The organism is Cyclobacteriaceae bacterium, from assembly GCA_030584025.1.
Classification (GTDB): Bacteria; Bacteroidota; Bacteroidia; order Cytophagales; family Cyclobacteriaceae; genus UBA2336.
Genome location: CP129487.1, coordinates 3451891 through 3470291 on the forward strand (window position 1 = coordinate 3451891; position 18401 = coordinate 3470291).

20 protein-coding genes are annotated in these 18401 nt (G+C 44.9%); 17 read left to right on the forward strand and 3 right to left on the reverse strand.

Annotated features, from left to right (window positions below; all coding sequences use genetic code 11):
- Positions 1-35: 35 nt before the first annotated feature.
- The 8 genes from dusB (at position 36) to rodA (ending at position 9198) form a co-directional block, all read left to right on the forward strand.
- A complete protein-coding gene (gene dusB / locus QY309_15540) occupies positions 36-1031 on the forward strand; it encodes a tRNA dihydrouridine synthase DusB (protein WKZ59265.1) in 996 nt (331 codons plus the stop codon).
- A 66-nt stretch (positions 1032-1097) separates the two neighbouring features.
- Positions 1098-1982, forward strand: coding sequence for a DMT family transporter (locus tag QY309_15545; protein WKZ59266.1), 885 nt, complete (start codon positions 1098-1100; stop codon positions 1980-1982).
- Positions 1983-2051: 69 nt separating this feature from the next.
- Positions 2052-3575: a bifunctional phosphoribosylaminoimidazolecarboxamide formyltransferase/IMP cyclohydrolase gene (gene purH, locus QY309_15550; GenBank protein ID WKZ59267.1), complete on the forward strand. Its 1524-nt coding sequence runs from the start codon at positions 2052-2054 to the stop codon at positions 3573-3575.
- Between the two features lie 103 nt (positions 3576-3678).
- Entirely contained in the window at positions 3679-4704 is a 1026-nt protein-coding gene (locus QY309_15555) for a rod shape-determining protein (protein ID WKZ59268.1), read from the forward strand.
- Between the two features lie 4 nt (positions 4705-4708).
- Complete coding sequence (mreC, locus tag QY309_15560; GenBank protein ID WKZ59269.1) at positions 4709-5548, forward strand: rod shape-determining protein MreC; 840 nt, start codon at positions 4709-4711, stop codon at positions 5546-5548.
- Positions 5545-6057: a Rod shape-determining protein MreD gene (locus QY309_15565; GenBank protein WKZ59270.1), complete on the forward strand. Its 513-nt coding sequence runs from the start codon at positions 5545-5547 to the stop codon at positions 6055-6057. The genes mreC and QY309_15565 overlap by 4 nt, the downstream gene beginning before the upstream one ends.
- Positions 6054-7922, forward strand: a complete 1869-nt coding sequence (gene mrdA, locus QY309_15570; protein ID WKZ59271.1) for a penicillin-binding protein 2 — start codon at positions 6054-6056, stop codon at positions 7920-7922. Before QY309_15565 ends, mrdA begins: the two co-directional genes overlap by 4 nt.
- Before the next feature lies 1 nt (position 7923).
- Positions 7924-9198: a rod shape-determining protein RodA gene (gene rodA, locus QY309_15575; protein WKZ59272.1), complete on the forward strand. Its 1275-nt coding sequence runs from the start codon at positions 7924-7926 to the stop codon at positions 9196-9198.
- Positions 9199-9200: 2 nt separating this feature from the next.
- On the opposite strand, the gene QY309_15580 is transcribed toward rodA, so the two are convergent.
- Complete coding sequence (locus tag QY309_15580; protein WKZ59273.1) at positions 9201-10163, reverse strand: hypothetical protein; 963 nt, start codon at positions 10161-10163, stop codon at positions 9201-9203.
- Positions 10164-10237: 74 nt separating this feature from the next.
- Between QY309_15580 and QY309_15585 the strand changes: the two genes are divergently transcribed.
- From QY309_15585 to QY309_15625, 9 genes are all read left to right on the forward strand, one after another.
- A complete protein-coding gene (locus QY309_15585; protein ID WKZ59274.1) occupies positions 10238-10558 on the forward strand; it encodes a 2Fe-2S iron-sulfur cluster-binding protein in 321 nt (106 codons plus the stop codon).
- A 42-nt stretch (positions 10559-10600) separates the two neighbouring features.
- Positions 10601-11206, forward strand: a complete 606-nt coding sequence (locus QY309_15590) for a thymidine kinase (GenBank protein ID WKZ59275.1) — start codon at positions 10601-10603, stop codon at positions 11204-11206.
- Positions 11199-13388: a two-component regulator propeller domain-containing protein gene (locus QY309_15595; GenBank protein ID WKZ59276.1), complete on the forward strand. Its 2190-nt coding sequence runs from the start codon at positions 11199-11201 to the stop codon at positions 13386-13388. Before QY309_15590 ends, QY309_15595 begins: the two co-directional genes overlap by 8 nt.
- Before the next feature lie 77 nt (positions 13389-13465).
- Positions 13466-13849 carry a hypothetical protein gene (locus QY309_15600; protein ID WKZ59277.1) on the forward strand — a complete coding sequence of 128 codons (384 nt, stop codon included), beginning with the start codon at positions 13466-13468 and terminating at the stop codon, positions 13847-13849.
- A gap of 32 nt (positions 13850-13881) precedes the next feature.
- Positions 13882-14973 carry a TlpA disulfide reductase family protein gene (locus tag QY309_15605; GenBank protein WKZ59278.1) on the forward strand — a complete coding sequence of 364 codons (1092 nt, stop codon included), beginning with the start codon at positions 13882-13884 and terminating at the stop codon, positions 14971-14973.
- Positions 14974-15087: 114 nt separating this feature from the next.
- Positions 15088-15348 carry a hypothetical protein gene (locus tag QY309_15610; protein ID WKZ59279.1) on the forward strand — a complete coding sequence of 87 codons (261 nt, stop codon included), beginning with the start codon at positions 15088-15090 and terminating at the stop codon, positions 15346-15348.
- Positions 15349-15609: 261 nt separating this feature from the next.
- On the forward strand, positions 15610-15984 hold the full coding sequence (locus tag QY309_15615) for a co-chaperone GroES family protein (GenBank protein ID WKZ59280.1): 375 nt from the start codon (positions 15610-15612) through the stop codon (positions 15982-15984).
- A 23-nt stretch (positions 15985-16007) separates the two neighbouring features.
- Positions 16008-16586 carry a Uma2 family endonuclease gene (locus QY309_15620; GenBank protein WKZ59281.1) on the forward strand — a complete coding sequence of 193 codons (579 nt, stop codon included), beginning with the start codon at positions 16008-16010 and terminating at the stop codon, positions 16584-16586.
- Positions 16586-16792 (forward strand): hypothetical protein, encoded by a 207-nt coding sequence (locus QY309_15625; protein ID WKZ59282.1) that lies wholly within the window; start codon positions 16586-16588, stop codon positions 16790-16792. Before QY309_15620 ends, QY309_15625 begins: the two co-directional genes overlap by 1 nt.
- A 1-nt stretch (position 16793) precedes the next feature.
- Here QY309_15625 and QY309_15630 read toward each other — a convergent pair whose 3' ends face one another.
- Complete coding sequence (locus tag QY309_15630; protein WKZ59283.1) at positions 16794-17483, reverse strand: hypothetical protein; 690 nt, start codon at positions 17481-17483, stop codon at positions 16794-16796.
- An 11-nt stretch (positions 17484-17494) separates the two neighbouring features.
- A complete protein-coding gene (locus QY309_15635) occupies positions 17495-18370 on the reverse strand; it encodes a c-type cytochrome (protein ID WKZ59284.1) in 876 nt (291 codons plus the stop codon).
- Positions 18371-18401 lie beyond the last annotated feature (31 nt).

Sequence of the window (18401 nt, forward strand, 5' to 3'; positions counted from 1 at the left end):
CTTTGCGGTCTTAAATCGGCTGAAAAGGCGTAATAATGGTCAAAATAGGCAAAATAGAACTGGGGGATTTTCCGTTGCTGCTCGCACCCATGGAGGATGTGAGCGATCCGCCTTTTCGTGCCGTGTGCAAAGCCAATGGCGCTGACCTGATGTACACCGAGTTTGTTTCCTCCGAAGGATTGATACGCGATGCGGCCAAGAGCAAACAAAAGCTCGACATTTTTGAATATGAGCGACCAATAGGCATTCAACTTTTTGGAAGTGACATTGAGCACATGCGTCAATCGACAGAGATCGCAACCGCTGCTCAACCCGATTTAATTGACATTAACTATGGTTGCCCGGTTAAAAATGTAGCGTGCCGTGGGGCAGGTGCTGCGTTGCTTCAGGATATTCCGAAAATGGTGAAGATGACGGAAGCGGTTGTGAAAGCCACCCATCTTCCGGTTACCGTGAAAACCCGGTTAGGGTGGGATGACAATACCAAAAACATTTTAGAAGTTGCCGAGCGTCTTCAGGATATTGGCATACAAGCGTTAACTGTACACGGCCGTACGCGCGTGCAGATGTACAAAGGTTCAGCCGACTGGACACTCATTGGCAGGTTGAAAGAAAACCCGCGACTGACCATTCCCATTTTCGGTAATGGTGATATTGATTCGCCACAAAAAGCATTGGAATACAAAAACCGTTATGGTGTTGATGGTGTAATGATCGGTCGTGCCGCTATTGGTTATCCATGGATATTTAACGAGATCAAACATTACATCCAACACGGTGAACGTCCGCTGCCGCCTGATGTAGCCGAACGTGTAAACGTTACGAAGAAGCATCTGGAGTTTTCGATCAAATGGAAAGGTGATCGTACCGGTGTGTTTGAAATGCGCAGGCACTACACCAACTACTTCAAAGGACTTCCTGATTTCAAACCCTTCCGCATGCGGTTAGTGGAAACTTCGGATATACCGGAACTCTTTGCCATTCTGGATGAGATTAGTGAGGCATATTCGGGCGAGTTGATTTCATCGTAAAAGAATAGCAAGAATCAGATTTGAAATGGCTGACTGAATGTCAATCTTTGCAGCCTGTAATTCCGTATGTCTGAGTCTACAAAAGGCAATGCCATTTTCTTACTGATTGTTTGTTCCCTCATTTGGGGTACCTCTTTCATCCTGATTAAGCAAGGCTTGAAAGTATTTGACCCGGATGAAGTTGGCGCTTTACGGGTTTCTGCCGCTGCACTTTTTCTGTTGCCGGCTGCGTTGCTCAAACTTCGGGAGTTAAAGCCAACTCATTTTCCTAAACTTTTACTTTCCGGGTTGATGGGTATTTTTATACCTGCCTTTCTTTTTTCAGTGGCACAAACCCGCATGGATAGTTCCATAGCCGGAATACTTAACACCCTTACACCCATCTTCACCATGATTATTGGCGCTGTATTGTTTCAACAACGCTTTCGCGTATTGGCTGTAGTGGGAATTATACTGGGCTTTGCCGGTACCTTTATGTTGATGCTTTCGCGCTCAGGCGGAAAAGTAGAAGGTGTAAACCTGTATGCCTTGCTGATTGTGGTGGCGTGTGTTCTCTACGGCTCAAACCTGAATTTCATAAAATTTAAAATTGCCGATGTGGGATCGTTGGCCATAACCAGTGTTTCGCTTTTGCTGATTGGGCCGCTGGCCATGCTGTATTTATTTTTCTTCACCGACTTTACGGCAAAGTTTTCAACACACGAAGGCGCATGGCCAGCCTTTGGCTACATCGTGTTATTGGGTATGATGAGCACGGCCATTGCCACCTTTCTGTTTAATCGGTTGGTAAAAATCAGCACACCACTTTTTGCCAGTTCCGTAACCTATGTGATGCCTATCGTGGCTGTGATGTGGGGTGTGCTGGATGGCGAGCGTTTATACCTGGGGCATTACATTGGTATGGCTGCTATTTTGGGTGGCGTTTACTTGGCCAATCGCAAGAAGGGGTAATTTTTAACGCTTTGCCTTGAACGGTAAGGCATTAGTCATACTTTTGCGCTTTCGTTAAAAGTTGCATCCATGTCTGCCCGCAAAATTTCCCGTGCCCTCATCTCTGTTTATAATAAAGAGAACCTCGACCCCATCGTTCATTTGCTGGGCAAAGCCGGTGTTGAATTTGTTTCTACTGGCGGAACACAGCAATACATTGAAAAGCTCGGCTATAAAGTAGTGCCGGTTGAGTCGTTGACAGGGTACCCTTCCATTTTTGGAGGGCGGGTAAAAACTTTGCACCCGGCTATTTTTGGTGGCATTCTTTACAGGAGAGATGAAGCAAGCGATTTAAGAGAGGCCAAAGAACACCAGATCGAATCGATTGATTTGGTTATTGTAGACTTATATCCGTTTGAAGAAACGGTTGCTGCGGGCGGAACGCCTGAGGCCATCATCGAAAAAATTGACATTGGCGGAATTTCGCTTATCCGCGGAGCCGCTAAAAATTTTAATGATGTGCTGATTGTTTCTTCACGCAACCAGTATGCAAAACTTCAGCAGTTGCTGGAAGCAAAAAATTGTTCTTCCGATCTGGCCGATCGCAAAGCATTTGCGTCCCTGGCCTTTGATGTTACCTCTCATTACGATTCGGCCATCTTTGCCTACTTCAATCAGGATCAAGAAATACCCTCTTTCAAGAAAAGTATTCAGCAGGGTAGAACGTTGCGTTATGGAGAGAACCCGCATCAGCAAGGAAAATTTTATGGCAACCTCGAAGACCTGTTAACCCAACTTCATGGTAAGGAGCTTTCGTACAACAACCTGGTGGATGTTGATGCAGCCATTAACCTGGTGCAGGAATTTGATGAAACGGCTTTTGTGATCATCAAGCACACCAATGCGTGTGGGGTGGCCACTGGTTCATCAGTTAAGGAAGCCTACCTGAAGGCATTTGCAGCCGATACGGTTTCAGCCTTTGGTGGGGTGTTGGCCACCAACAAACCGGTTGATCTGGCAGCAGCCGAAGAATTGAACAAACTTTTCTTTGAGATACTGATCGCCCCGGCCTACAATGATGATGCGTTGGAATTATTGAAATCAAAGAAGAATCGCATGCTGCTGGTACAACGCAAACCATTGAGTGAGCAGGTGCAGTTCAAGAGTTTACTTAACGGAGTAATCGAACAGGATGCCGATAAGAAAACGGATAGTAAAGCCGATCTGAAAGTGGTGACAAAGGTTGCGCCTTCGGCCGATCAGGTAGACGCACTGCTCTTTGCCAGTAAAATTGCCAAGCACACCAAATCGAATACCATTGTGTTGGCCGTTGAAGGACAACTGTTGGCCAGTGGTGTGGGGCAAACTTCCCGGGTGGACGCCTTACGTCAGGCAATTGAAAAGGCCAAAGCATTTAACCTGAGTCTGAAGGGAGCGGTGATGGCTTCGGATGCCTTCTTCCCCTTTCCCGATTGCGTGGAGATTGCCGACAAGGAGGGCATTATGGCTGTTATTCAGCCGGGTGGATCGGTGCGCGACCAGGACTCTATCGACTACTGCGATGCACACGGCATGGCCATGGTGTTTACAGGTACGCGGCACTTCAAACACTGATCGGCAAATCCGTAAAAAGTGCCTAAAATATTACGGTTATAAGTCACCCATTAAATATTTTGGTAAATTCAACCCTTTAATCTGTAAACCCTTTACCTGACGCATGGGCTTTTTTGATTTTTTCACCAGCGATATAGCTATAGATCTTGGCACAGCTAACACCCTTATCATTTACAAGGATAAAATCGTTGTGGATGAGCCTTCCATCATTGCCTTGGATAAATCAACCAGCAAGGTGCTGGCCATCGGACGAGAGGCCATGCAGATGCACGAGAAAACCCACGACCACATCAAGACAATTCGCCCGTTGAAAGAAGGTGTGATTGCCGACTTCCAGGCAGCCGAGTTGATGATCCGCGGGTTGATTAAAATGATTGATACAGGCAAGCGTCTGTTTCCACCCTCATACCGCATGGTAATTTGCATTCCTTCGGGTATTACGGAAGTGGAGAAGCGTGCCGTGCGCGACAGTGCCGAACATGCGGGCGCCAAAGAAGTGTACATGATTTACGAACCGATTGCCGCAGCCATCGGTACAGGTATAGATATTGAACAGCCGATCGGTAACATGATTGTAGACATCGGTGGTGGTACAACCGACATTGCTGTTATCGCCCTTTCAGGTATTGTGTGTGATCAGTCCATTCGCGTAGCGGGTGATACATTCAACCGCGACATTTTGGATTACATGAGGCGCCAACACAACCTGTTGATTGGTGAGCGTTCGGCTGAACGTGTAAAAATTGAAGTAGGCTCTGCGCTAACTGAATTGGATGACGGACCGGATGATTATGAAATCCGTGGTCGCGATTTAATGACCGGTATTCCTAAAACGATTAAGATCTCCTACTCGGAAGTTGCATTTGCATTGGATAAGTCCGTTTCCAAATTAGAGGAGGCTGTGTTAAAGGCACTGGAAACTTCACCTCCGGAACTTTCAGCTGATATTTACGAACGTGGCATTTACCTGACCGGTGGAGGTGCGTTGTTGCGCGGATTGGACAAGCGCCTGGCGCTTAAAACGAAACTCCCTATTCATGTGGCTGAAGATCCACTGCGTGCGGTTGTGCGCGGAACTGGTGCAGCCTTGAAAAATCTGCATAGTTTCCGAAGCGTGTTGATGACGTGATTGCATGGAGCGGATATTTCTTTTTATTTATCAATTCCGCGCCTTCTTTACTTTTCTTTTGTTGGAATTGTTCTGCGCCTGGCAGATCATTCAAAACAATCAGTACCAGGGTGCGCAATTCTTTAATTCAGCAAACAGTTTTGTGGGAGCTATCAATAGCTTCTCTCAAAACACCCGCGATTATTTCTCTCTCCGGGAAGTAAACACCGTGCTATCAGAAGAAAATACTCACCTACGCAAGCAACTTGAGCAACAAAGTCAGTACATCGTAGCCTTACCCGGTCAGCATAAAGTTGATTCACAGGTTGTCAATCGTTTTGATTTTGTTAGCGCAAAAGTGATTAACAACTCTATCGATCGATACACCAACTTCATTACTATAAATAAAGGAAAAGCAGAGGGAATAGTGCCGGGCATGGCTGTAATCAGTCCGGCAGGTGCCATCGGAAAAGTAAAGCTAACCTCCAATCATTTCAGTGTTATCACCTCTTTGTTGAATACTGATTTACGGGTGTCGGCCGTATTGAAGCGTACCGGTCATTTCGGCACCGTGCAATGGGATGGCATTGATCCGCAGGCAGTAGCCCTGAATTTTATTCCGCGCCATGTTGAGCCAGTCGTAGGCGATACGGTAATCACATCGGGGTATAGCGGAGTGTTTCCAGAAGGAATATTGATCGGAGTAGTATCTGAAGTTGAATTAAGTAAAGAGGCCCCGTTTTTCGATCTGAAGGTGAACCTGGCCCAGGATTTTCAAAGACTTTCATTTGTAACCGTAATCAGAAGCAACCTGTTGCATGAGTTGGATTCGCTTGAGCAACACATACCAGAAATGAAAAAATGAACCGTTCGATTGTTTTAAATGTGTTCGTCTTTTTTGTGTACCTGTTCTTCCAGGTGCTCATTCTGAAAAATGCCGTGATGTTTCATGTGGCATTTTGCTTCCTGTACATTGGTTTTTTATTGCTGTTGCCGGTTGAAACCAACCCACTCATCCTGATGTTCGTAGGTTTTGCCCTTGGCTTTTCGGTTGATGTGTTTTACGACAGCCTTGGGTTACATGCCCTGGCCAGCGTGCTGATCATGTACGCACGCAATTATTGGCTTGCAGTGCTTACGCCCCAAGGCGGTTACGATGCCAATGTGTTGCCCAGCCTGGCCAACAATGGGGTGCAGTGGTTTATGACCTACTCCATTCCGCTTATTTTTCTGCATCATATCGTTCTGTTTTATACGGAAGCCGGAGGGTTTGATTATTTTTGGCATACGCTCATGAAGGTATTGGCCAGTACAGGATTTACCCTGCTGGCCATCGTACTGGTTGAATACGTCTTTCCCGGAAGAAGATCATGAATGAAGGAAGGAAAGAAATATTTCAGGTCGTTTTCGTTTTAACCGGAATCATCTTTCTGGTCAAGTTATTCTTTATCCAATTGCTGGATGATCGCTACGCACAAATGGCGGATAGCAATTCGATCATGAAAGAAATTGAATACCCTTCGCGGGGATTGATTTTTGATCGGAATAATAAACTTCTTGTTTACAATTCTCCTGAATACGATTTACTCATTGTCACCAATGAATTGGTCAATTTTGATTCAGCACGATTCTGTGAAGTATTTGACATAACACAAGAAGAGTTAAAGCAGCGATTTTCTGAATTAAAAAAACTGAAAGAGTACGTGCCGTACCGGCCAACGGTTTTCATCAAGCAACTTTCCAACTACGACTTTGCTAAAATTCAGGAGCACCTCGATGAATTTCCGGGCTTTTACATTCAGCCCCGTACAACGCGTGCCTACACAAGCGATGCCTTGGCCAATGTGTTGGGCTATGTAAGTGAAATCAGCAAAAACCAACTGGATCGCGACACAACAAAACTTTATCGTCAGGGTGATTACATAGGACAGAGTGGCATTGAAGCACAGTATGAAGAAGTGCTTCGCGGCCAACGCGGTGTGCGGTATAAGCTACGGAATGTGAAAGGCATGGAGAAGGGATCGTTCAAAGATGGCGATTACGATACCCTTTCTGTTCCGGGTAAAAACTTAATGACTACCATTGACCTAGATCTTCAGCAGTACGGAGAGTACTTAATGAAAGGTAAGGTAGGAAGCTTGGTGGCGTTGGAGCCGGCCACGGGTGAAATTCTTTCTATGGTTTCCGGCCCATCGTATGATCCTTCCATGCTGACGGGCCGTACATTCAGCTCCAACTTCATGTTGATCAGCAGCGACACAACCAAGCCCTTGTTTACGCGCCCGTTAATGGCGATGTATCCACCGGGTTCCATTTTTAAAATTGTTCAGTCGCTTATTGGGTTACAGGAAGGTGTGCTTTCTTATGATACCCGGTTTCCGTGCGATCGTTCCCTGGTAAATTGCCACAGCCATCCAAACCCAACGGATCTGCATGGGGCGATTCAATATTCCTGCAATCCTTATTTCCATCAGGCCTTTCGCAGAATCATCAATCAGAATAAATCACCGAATACATTTACCGATTCGCGCATCGGTTTGGACAACTGGCGCGAATATGTAAAACGATTTGGGTTAGGAACACCGCTAGGTGTTGATTTACCAAGTGAGAAAGGCGGGCAAATGCCTACCAGCAATTTGTACAACCGCATTTATGGTGAAGGAAGGTGGAAGTATTCAACCATTTATTCGCTGAGTATTGGCCAGGGAGAAATGCTGGTTACGCCATTGCAAATGGCAAACATGGCAGCCATCATGGCGAATAAAGGATATTACTATACACCGCATCTGGTTAAAACAATTGAGGATAAAGAGATTAATGAACAATACCGCGTTCGCAACGAAACCGGAATTGATTCAGCCTATTTTTCTTTTGTTCAGGATGCGATGAGCGATGCGATTTACGGAACTGCACAACGCGCCATCATTCCAGGTATCGAACTTTGCGGAAAAACCGGTACGGCACAAAATCCGCATGGCTACGATCACTCCGTGTTCATGGCGTTTGCGCCAAAAGACAATCCGAAAATTGCCATTGCTGTTTATGTTGAAAATGCAGGCTGGGGTGGTCGCTCTGCGGCATCCATCGCCAGCCTGATGATTGAACAATACCTCAACGGTGAAATCAAGCGCAAGCATCTGGAGGCTTATGTGCTGAAAGGTGATTTTCTTGATCCTGTCGTTCGGGCTACCCCAACACCCGCTGTTCAGCAAGTTGTACCGGTAGATATGGAAGAGTAGGATGAGAAGAGATGATGCCATATCGAACAAAATGGATTGGGTTACGGTGTTGATCTACATCGTGATGGTGTTGTTGGGTTGGTTTAACATTTTTGCCGCGGTGTATGATGAAACAGCAAACCAAAGCATTTTCGATTTCAGCCTTAATTCGGGCAGGCAGTTGATGTTCATTGCGGCATCAGCCATTATTATTCTCGCGATTCTCATTGTGGATATGCGCTTCTATGAAGCAGCAGGCTGGCTCATTTATGGTGCGGTTATTTTCTTGTTGATACTTGTACCGATTATCGGAAAGGAAGTTGGCGGTAACAAGGCCTGGCTTGGGATCGGATCGTTTGGTGTTCAGCCCTCTGAGTTTGCGAAGTTTGCTACGGCATTGGTGGTGGCAAAAATTATCGGATCGGTTGGCTTTAAGATGGACCGCCCACGGAATCAACTGATTTTGTTTGGCATCATCCTGATGCCCATGGCGCTCATTTTGTTGCAAAAGGATTTTGGAACGGCATTGGTGTTCACAGCTTTTCTGCTGGTCTTTTTCCGCGAAGGCATGTCTCCTTTTTTATTGATCATTGGCATAGCGATGGCGGTTATCGCCATCCTTACGTTGATCGTAGATAATCAATGGTATTTACATGGAGGCATCGTGGTGTTGGCGCTTGTCATTGTCTTTTTTGGAAAGCGGACTGTCAAACGGATTTTAACAATCGGTGTGGGCGCTTTGATTATCATCGGAACAATTGAAAGCTTCGATTATGTAATTAACAATGTACTACCGGTTCGTCACAAAAAAAGATTGGAGGCGCTTGTTGATCCCAACTTCGATCCGATGGGCATAAACTGGAACGTTACACAATCGAAAATTGCAATTGGTAGCGGTGGATTTTCAGGAAAGGGATTTTTAAAAGGTACGCAAACCAAGTTCGATTTTGTGCCCGAGCAAAGCACCGACTTTATTTTCTGCACCATTGGCGAAGAGCACGGATGGTTGGGCAGTCTGGTGGTAGTTGGTTTGTTTGTTACGTTGTTGTTGCGCATTGTTTTCCTGGCCGAACGCCAAAAGAATCGCTTTGCACGCGTGTATGGCTATGGCGTAGCCAGTATTTTCTTCTTTCACTTTGCCGTGAACATCGGCATGACGATCGGGTTATTTCCGGTAATTGGTATTCCCCTTCCATTCTTCAGCTATGGAGGTTCAGCCTTGTGGAGCTTTACTATACTGCTGTTTATTCTGCTTAAGCTGGATGCGCACCGCAGCCAGATGTTGGGTCGGTTGTAAGATCAACTGAATCTTTTTTCCACCATCTCCATAAATTCATGGAATTCTTCGCTTTCGCGATCCCACTCATCGTAAAGGCGTTCGAGGTATTTTAATGCGGCCGGCATGTCATCCAATCGGTCAAGGTCGTCAATGGCCTTGCTGAAAAGTTCAAAATCGCCATGGAACAACACCTTGGTGAACATAAACTTCTGGTTGATGGTGAGTCGGTCTTTAATCCGGTCAATTTTTCTGAAATTATCAGCCAGCGTGGGCTTGGGTTGACTCACCAAGGAATCATGAATGGTGTTCTTCTCGGTTTTTTCTTGCTTAATAGGTTGAACTGGCTCAGGCTTTTTTATGTAAAATTTTTCCGGATCAAGTGGCTCAACACCACTAAACCGACTGATGTATCCGTCCACATCTTCCGGTGTAAAGTTTACTTCTTCCAGAATGTGATCGAGCATGGCGAAGGCCTCGTTACCCGATAATTCTTTTATTTTTTTATCATCAAAATGTTGTAATAATTTTTCAAGCGGAGCTTTGTTAATGCGCAGGTACTTCAATTCTTCCCGAAAAGATTCAACCTGCATTTTATTGTTTGCGCCCGAAATGATCATGGAGAAATAATCGTACGGATTGAAGATGACCAACAATGTTTGGCTTACCGATTTTTTTAAAAGCGGTGCAAAGTGAGCCCTGTCAACCGAAATGTTTTTCGACAGCACATTCATGAACGTATCAAGCGCTTCTTTTACATCAGCACTTTCGTAGTTAAAAAAGGGGCTTTTCAGTTTTTTAATTTCTTCCCGCCAGGCTTTGAACAGATCACGAATAATAAAGAGATTGACCTGTTGCACATCTGCAAACACAAGAATTTCCTGGCCGCTGATTCTATCTTTATCAGCAAAAAACTTCTTCAGCATTTTTTCTGCATAGGCATCACTGTATAAGGCAATCGCTTCGAGGCTTATCTTTTCGTCCATAGTGGTTGTTACTGATTTAACGTATACTTGCCAGTTGTAAAAATAAAGGGTTGTGCCCAATACCTGAACGCAAGATGACAAGAATTGTGATACGGAATCTGGGAAAAACGGTGGAAGTGAGCGGTTTTTCGAAAACAATTCTGAAGGCCGTACAAGAAGCCGGTATCGACTGGATGCATGCCTGCGGAGGCAAGGGAAGGTGTACCACATGTAAGGCTATTATTTTGGAAGGGGAGAATAGCCTCGAGCCATTAACGGCTGCAGAAATCCGGTATCAGCATCAAGGATTGTTGCGTTCCGGGCAACGACTGGCCTGCCAGGCTATTGTTACAGGCGATATAACGATTCAGGTTCCAGCTGAAAGCAAACTTCCGCACCTGACCTACACGGACTAACTTAACTATGGACAAACGGTTGTTGACTGTTAACTTGCGCCTATGTTTATTGAGCCTCACTTAGGTAGAAAAGAACCACATGGCCGTACCGGCTGGATAGAAGTAATATGCGGCTGCATGTTTTCCGGCAAAACGGAAGAACTCATCCGCAGGCTAAACCGTGCCCTGATAGCCAAACAGAAAGTCGAGATTTTTAAGCCGGTTACGGATACGCGTTATCATGAAAAAAATATTGTTTCGCACAATGAGAACGCCATTCGTTCAACACCTGTAAACTTTGCGGCCGATATTCTGCTCCTTTCCGGAGATTGCGATGTGGTGGGTATTGATGAAGCCCAGTTTTTTGATGAGGGTATTGTGGAGGTGTGCAATACATTAGCCAACAGCGGCAAACGTGTAATCGTGGCTGGTTTGGATATGGACTTTGAAGGGAAACCCTTCGGCCCCATGCCCAATTTACTGGCGGTGGCTGAATTTGTGACCAAAGTGCACGCCATCTGCGCACGAACCGGTGAACTGGCTTCATTTTCATTCCGACTGGCAGAAAATCAGGATCGGGTAATGTTGGGCGAAAAAGCAGAGTATGAAGCCCGAAGCCGCAGAAGTTTTATGGATGGCATGAAGAAGCGTAAGCAAGGTGATGAATAAGTTTATTTCATTTATTGTTACGACTGCTGCAATTGTTAATGGCTATGCGCAAGAAATTGCATTAGGTACATGGCGCACGCACAATTCGTATCAGTCTATTCATACAATTGCTATTGGGAACAATCAGGTATATGGCGCATCGACAACCGGTATTGCAGTGGTTAATGCCGATAATAGTTTGTCAACCATTACCCGACTGGATGGGTTAGGAAGTGCAGACATCACCGCACTCGCTTTCGATGCACCAAGGAGTCAACTGCTGGTGAGTTATGCAGATGGATTGCTTGACATTATTAAGCCCAATGAAATTATTTCGTTCACAACCTTAAAGAATTCACCTACCATTACCGGATCGAAAAAAATCAATCAAGTGGTTGTGCAAGACGCACTCGCCTATTTGGCCACCGATTATGGTGTGGTGGTTTTTGACCTGAATCAACTTGAGGTAAAAGAAACCTGGCGCGATTTGGGTCCTGCCGGTCAGTTGTGGTCAATCAATCAATGCACGTTTTTAAACGACAGTATTTTTCTGGCTACGCAACAAGGCGTTATGGTGGGTTCACTTACAGATAACCTGCTCGATTTTGCCAACTGGAAACGGTTTGATACAGGCGCGTTCACCAATTCAGTTGAATCCATTGCTTCATTTAACAATCGCATTTATGCAGCGATTGATGGGCAAGGATTATTTGTTTATGAAGATGGAGTTTGGCTGCTGCAGGATTTTGTCGGATCGGATTTTCATTCACTTAACGCGGGAAATCAATTATGGATTACTGAATCAGACAACCTGTGGAAACTGAATGTATCAGATGAACGGGTGCAGGTGACAGATTCAAAAATTGAGCAACCTGTTTTCGCAACCGAAGATGCTTCAGGAAATGCCTGGATCGGTGATCTGAGAAACGGCCTGGTATCTGATCGCACCGGTTCATTTGAATCATATATTCCAAATGGCCCAACTTTCTCGGGTGGATTTCGCCTTTCGAAAAATTCTGGTCACGATATTTTTGCGGTGTCTGGCGGTTATACCCCGACCTTCTCATCAGCTGGAAATAATGAATTTGTAAACGCCTTTTCATCTGGATTGTGGCGTTCAGAAAGCACATGGCTTGCAACCGATGTTACCGATGTTGATTTCACATCAACAAAAACGATTGTTTCAAGTTTTGGTAGCGGACTACAGGTCGTTGAGAATAGCAACGCTGTTCTTTACACAAATGGAAACAGTCCGCTTTCCACCAACAGGATAGCGGCTACAACTGTATCAAAAGATGGTATTTGGGTAACCAACTATGGCGCTGCACTTTCGCTTCATTTGCTGAAAAATAATAATGCATGGGAATCATTCTCCTTTCCTTTTTCAGCTGCGCAATATCCAACGGATCTGTTGGTCGATGGATTAAATCAGGTTTGGATGATCCTGAACCCCGCGCAAGGCGGAGGTTTGCTTGTGTTTGATCGTGAAAGCAATGAACATGCTTACCTGACGGAAGCAACAGGCTCCGGTTCACTTCCCTCGCGACAGGTTTATTCCCTTGCGCTTGATCGAAATGGTTTTGTTTGGGTGGGCACGGCTGCCGGGGTGGCGTATTTGAATCCCAGCCAGGTTTTGTCTGGAAATGTGAACAGTGTAAAACCTGTTGTGAACGGAAGAATTTTGCTGCGTGATGAGACAACAACAGCAATGGCCGTTGATGGAGGTAATCGCAAATGGCTGGGTACACGAAATGGTTTGTGGTTGTTCGATGCCTTTGGCGAAACGCCCATTCATAACTTTACAACAACCAATAGCCCATTGCCGTCAGATGAAATTCTTGATATTGAAATTCATCCGGTTACAGGAGAAGTTTTCTTCGCAACACCCCGAGGTATCATTTCCTATCGATCGGATGCCACAGAAAGCTCGGGTACATTTTCTAATGTGAAAATTTTTCCAAATCCGGTATTATCCACGTTTACTGGTCAGGTTAGTATTTCTGGCCTGGCCACCGATGCACGTGTTAAAATCACAGACATTGCGGGCAAGCTGATCTGGGAAACTTCGGCAAATGGTGGCACAGCCATCTGGCACGTACGCGATTACAACGGCAGGCGCGCAGCAACGGGCATGTACCTGATTATCGCCATTTCGCAGGATGGACTGGATAGCGTTGTTGGAAAGATTGCTGTGGTGAATTAAACTTAAGGTTTCACTTAGTTAGCGGGCATTCCTAAAAATATCGTGTATCTTAGAGAAACTCTTAATACTTGATTTCTATGAAGAAAATTTTCCTGTTTATTCTGGTAACCGCTGTATGGACTGCCTGTTCCACCACTCAAAAAACATCATCTGCTAAAAAAGCGCCCACGCCCGAAGGCCAATGGGAATACGCTATTTCCGATACGCCTGAAGGTAATTTCTCCGGCATCATGACAGTAACAAAAAATGGCGAAGGTTACACCGCATCGTTAAATGCCAACGGCAACGACTTACCGTTTGATTCCTTCAACTGGGATGAAAGCGCCCTGAAAGCCACCGGTGAACTCAACTACTCCGGTACACCCGTTCAATTTCAGGCCGCCATGAATGAAGACCAGATGGAAGGCGGCCTCTCGGCAATGGGCATGGTGTCTCCGTTTAAGGCGATGAGGAAGCGGTAGGAAGATAATTTCAAAGTTCAAAACCACAAAGTATGAGATTATTACTAGCCGCATTAGCCTTATATTCCTTTCTTGATGCTGCTGCACAAACTGTATTAAAATGCCGAATAGATAATTTAAAGCAAGGAAAAGTCTATTTATGGAATACAGATACAAACCGGATTGACTCATTAGATATAATAAATCATTCATTTGAATACAGCTCTGAATTACCCGAGCCGGTTTTGTTCTACATAAAATTTAGAGGCTATAATGATTGGGGTTTTCCTATGCGAATGATCCTTTCCGAAGACTTAACCTCAATGTCTCTAAAGGAATTGAAACCCACCGTGGTAGGTAACTCCTGGAGAGACATTCATCCCAACAAGCCAGAGTTTATTTTTGACCCAAACCTCAATAGTAAACTTTTTAATTTTGAAAATGAGTGGCAGGTGTTTGGTGATTCCATAAACAAGCTTACTGATGAATCAGGTGATGATGAAATGCTGTTCAGCAAACGAAAAAATCTTTACGATGAATTCATTCTAAATACAGAAAAATTTATAAAGAATGACCACGATAAAATTGCAATTGCAGTTGTAATCTTTGAGTATTTAATAAAGAGTAACCTTATAGACCTCAATAAGACACGAGAATTATTTCTTCAATTGGACGGCTTAGTTAAATACTCAATAGAGGGATCAAAAATCGGGAATCACATAAATAAAGAGTTAAGTGTTAAGATTGGCGAAGTTGCCCCATCTTTTGAATCAAAAGATATGAATGGGAATCTGATTAAATTATCCCAGTTCCAAAATAAGACCGTTCTTCTTCACTTTTGGTCATCAACCTGCGGGCCATGTAGAGAAGAGAATAAAAATATTAAAGCATTACATGAGAGTAATAGAAATATCGTGATAATTAATGTGTCCCTCGACACCAATGAAGATCAGTGGAACAAAGCTGTTGAAAAAGATGGACTATCCAATATGATAAATACATGCGATTTAATGGGAACAAATAATAAAATAGCACAGGACTATTATATTCACGGTATTCCCATGCACTATTTAATCGATGGAAAGGGGAGAATAATAGCTAAGGGGTCATTTGAAGAAGTGATACTAAAGATTAACGGTTTTTAGTAAGCAGGTATTCGCTAAAGACTTTTCAGCACTCAGTTGTTCGCATTCTTCGCAAAACTTGATTCTCAAAAATTCCTTAACTTCCCTCTCCTTAAACCTAAACCTTTTAATTGTATGGACGCTAAAAAACGTATTCTCGCAACCCTGGTCGGGTTCGTTGTGTTCTTTCTGCTGGGCTGGCTGTTCTATGGTTTCCTGCTCATGGGTTTTTATGCTGAAAACGCTGGCTCGGCCACCAATGTGATGCGCGCTGAAACCGACATGGTGTGGTGGGCACTTATTGTGGGTAATGTATTCAGGCGTATTTCCTCGTGTACGTCTTCGGCAAGTGGGCTAACATCACCACGTTTGGCGGTGGTTTTTCTGCAGGCCTGATCATCGGGCTCATTCTCGGTTTTGCTTTTAACCTGGGCATGTATGGCACCATGAATATCTCCAACCTTACCATTTCGTTAATTGATCCGTTTGTATCCGGGATTATGATGGCCATAACCGGTGGGGTGATTGGCTGGATGCTGGGAAGGAAGTAATACGTACCGATGGTTCTCAGTCCATAGTCGATAGCCTGTAGAATTTCTACCTGACTATCGACCATGGACTATCGACTATTGTTGGCCTAGCTATTACTTTTGCTCCATGAAACTTACAGCCGACAATAAACTGAAAAAACTCATTGTAGTGGGCGACCGGGTACTGATCAAGCCCGGCAAACAAACCGATAAAACCGACAGCGGACTTTACCTGCCACCGGGTGTTCAGGAAAAAGAAAAAATCCAAAGTGGTTATGTGATTAAAGTGGGGCCGGGTTATCCGTTGCCCTTACCAGCCGATGAAGACGATATGTGGAAAGGCCGCGATGAGCAGGTGAAGTATTTGCCGCTTCAGGCACAGGAAGGCGACCTGGCCATTTTTGTGCAGAAGGGCGCCATTGAAGTGATGTACGAGAGTGAAAAATATTTTATTGTTCCGCAATCATCCATACTGATGCTGGAACGGGAGGAGGATTTGTAGAAGCGTTTTGTTAATTTTAGTACATGGAAGACTTGATCCTGAAAATACCGGAGCAATACCCGATGACAGATGATGAGTTGTTTGCCTTCTGCGCAGCCAACAAAGAACTCCGTATTGAACGTGATGAAAATGGTCAACTTATAATTATGTCACCAGCTGGGGGAATAACAGGAAATTTAAACTTTAAACTTACAGGAATTTTTAGTCAGTGGGTTGAAACTCATCCGGACCTTGGGTATGGCTTCGACTCTGCAACAGGCTTCAGATTACCAGATAAATCCATGCGATCACCCGATGTATCGTGGGTAAAAAAGGAAAAATGGGATGCGTTAAGCTTAACAGAAAAAGAAAAATTCGCACCGGTTTGCCCTGACTTTGTTATTGAGCTTCGATCCAAATCGGATTCGCTTCAACAACTGAAGTTGAAAATGGAAAAATGGGTGAGTAATGGCTGCACGCTGGCGTGGTTAATTGATCCGATAGAAGAAAAGACTTACATCTACTCTGGTAACACCGTTCAGGAAATTTCAGGATTCGCATCCAACATTTCCGGCACTGAACTCCTCCCCGGTTTTGAGCTTGATCTTTCACGGCTCAGGTAATGGCCGGTCTATCATTGGATGTTTTACGCGTAGGCAAAAAATACAAACTCATCAACTACGGTGAAGTTAATGAGTTTGTAGTAGAGCACATTTTAGGCAATGGCGACTTCAAGGTGAAGAACATTCACACCTTGGAACGCTACCTGCTGAAAGACCTGATCAAATTTGGCCAGGGAAAAGATTTTGAAATTCGCGAGCTGGAATAAGTTACAACACAACGGTTGGTTTGTCTAGTCCGCGCATTACCCGGTCAAAGCGCTCAGTAGACAACTCCTGCTCAATTAGCGCGAGCAAAGCCGTTAACAACTCGGCTGGTGCAAACGCGCGAACTTCCTGCAGCCATTTTATCAACTCGGTGTTGTTGATACCACGCACCATCCATTTGGCATACTTCATCATTTTCTGAGGAGGCACAGCTTGGACCAAAGCCTGCTCGGTAGCTTTTATGGTAGCATCGGAATATTGTTTCCACAACACGGCATTCAACTCAATCTCTTCCTTGTTCATGTGGTACAGGTTGAATGCAATAAATTCGTTGAACGCATAGAATAAATTTCTTCCGGTAATGGCGCGCGCATGATCGTCTGGCTCTTCGCGCCATTGCGCAATCAGGTCGGTAAGTACCTGCCCAAGCCGGTGATCTTCTTCGTGTTCCTTTTCAAACATTTTAGCTACTTCTGGGTTCGTTTCTTCCAGCGGGTGATTGAAAAATTCATCTTCATTATGCGCATGACTTTCAAACAACACCAGCACATCCTCTACCTGTTGCATGGCAGCTTCTCCGGCTTTTGCATCGGCCAGATCGGTTTGCTGTAATGTCAATGCGGTATCGTATAAAAATGCCCGTAAGCCTTTGTGTACCTGGTTAAAACTGTTGTAACGATTGGTTGTATTCATGACTAATTAATTTAAATGCTTTTCAAATAGGCGTACAGGGCCTTTAATTCTGTGTCGGTGTAGGCGGCCGTCATGGGCCATGGCATATTTTTCGGATCAATCTCTTTTCCTTCCGGAGTTTTGCCGGAGCGCAACACGGTGATAAACTGATCTTCTGTCCATTTGCCCACATTACCGGATGTTGTTACATCGGGCACTACCGGAAACCCCGGAGCAATCGGATCGCCACCTTTCATGTTGGGTCTGTGGCAACCTGTACATGAAGTAGAAAGGTATTTGCCGAAATCAACAGACACTTCTGACTTAACCTGCTTGATCAGTTCGGTTGAGTGATCAATTTTCTCAGCCACAATCAACGGCAGTTTATCCAGCGATGCCAGAATATAACTGAGTGGCTTCAGGTTGTGGTCGGGCAGTTTGCGGTCAACCGGTTGCAGGCTTTGCGCATACGCAATGATCGCGCTCATGTCTTCTTCACTTAAGTGCGTAAACTCATACGAGGGCATGAACAGCAACGTTTTTCCGTCTCTGCGGATGCCGTGCTTCAACGCCAACACCCAATCTTCCGTGCTGTAATCGTTGGGCAAGCCGCCCTTGCCTTTGGTCAGGTTTTTACCGATGAGTAAACCCAAGCCGGGATCATCTACAAAAACCTTCCCGCCCATATCGTCACCATGACAATCGCGGCAGCCTTTTACAATCGCCAGTCGTTCGCCACAGGCTAGTTGGGCGCTGTCGTACCGGATATTCAACACCGGTGCCTGCACAACATATTTCTGATTGATGCGGGTTTGAACCTGGTAATACATGTAGCCATATACCCCGACTATCAATATACCAATGGAGAGGAGGGCAATACCCGTACCCTTTAAAATTCTAATTAACATACGTTAAAATGTTCGTTTAAGGGCTAAAAAC

Coding starts and splice junctions, on each gene's coding strand:
- dusB (WKZ59265.1), top strand. CDS start 36: ATGGTCAAAATAGGCAAAATAGAACTGGGGGATTTTCCGTTGCTGCTC.
- QY309_15545 (WKZ59266.1), top strand. CDS start 1,098: ATGTCTGAGTCTACAAAAGGCAATGCCATTTTCTTACTGATTGTTTGT.
- purH (WKZ59267.1), top strand. CDS start 2,052: ATGTCTGCCCGCAAAATTTCCCGTGCCCTCATCTCTGTTTATAATAAA.
- QY309_15555 (WKZ59268.1), top strand. CDS start 3,679: ATGGGCTTTTTTGATTTTTTCACCAGCGATATAGCTATAGATCTTGGC.
- mreC (WKZ59269.1), top strand. CDS start 4,709: ATGGAGCGGATATTTCTTTTTATTTATCAATTCCGCGCCTTCTTTACT.
- QY309_15565 (WKZ59270.1), top strand. CDS start 5,545: ATGAACCGTTCGATTGTTTTAAATGTGTTCGTCTTTTTTGTGTACCTG.
- mrdA (WKZ59271.1), top strand. CDS start 6,054: ATGAATGAAGGAAGGAAAGAAATATTTCAGGTCGTTTTCGTTTTAACC.
- rodA (WKZ59272.1), top strand. CDS start 7,924: ATGAGAAGAGATGATGCCATATCGAACAAAATGGATTGGGTTACGGTG.
- QY309_15580 (WKZ59273.1), bottom strand. CDS start 10,163: ATGGACGAAAAGATAAGCCTCGAAGCGATTGCCTTATACAGTGATGCC.
- QY309_15585 (WKZ59274.1), top strand. CDS start 10,238: ATGACAAGAATTGTGATACGGAATCTGGGAAAAACGGTGGAAGTGAGC.
- QY309_15590 (WKZ59275.1), top strand. CDS start 10,601: ATGTTTATTGAGCCTCACTTAGGTAGAAAAGAACCACATGGCCGTACC.
- QY309_15595 (WKZ59276.1), top strand. CDS start 11,199: ATGAATAAGTTTATTTCATTTATTGTTACGACTGCTGCAATTGTTAAT.
- QY309_15600 (WKZ59277.1), top strand. CDS start 13,466: ATGAAGAAAATTTTCCTGTTTATTCTGGTAACCGCTGTATGGACTGCC.
- QY309_15605 (WKZ59278.1), top strand. CDS start 13,882: ATGAGATTATTACTAGCCGCATTAGCCTTATATTCCTTTCTTGATGCT.
- QY309_15610 (WKZ59279.1), top strand. CDS start 15,088: ATGGACGCTAAAAAACGTATTCTCGCAACCCTGGTCGGGTTCGTTGTG.
- QY309_15615 (WKZ59280.1), top strand. CDS start 15,610: ATGAAACTTACAGCCGACAATAAACTGAAAAAACTCATTGTAGTGGGC.
- QY309_15620 (WKZ59281.1), top strand. CDS start 16,008: ATGGAAGACTTGATCCTGAAAATACCGGAGCAATACCCGATGACAGAT.
- QY309_15625 (WKZ59282.1), top strand. CDS start 16,586: ATGGCCGGTCTATCATTGGATGTTTTACGCGTAGGCAAAAAATACAAA.
- QY309_15630 (WKZ59283.1), bottom strand. CDS start 17,483: ATGAATACAACCAATCGTTACAACAGTTTTAACCAGGTACACAAAGGC.
- QY309_15635 (WKZ59284.1), bottom strand. CDS start 18,370: ATGTTAATTAGAATTTTAAAGGGTACGGGTATTGCCCTCCTCTCCATT.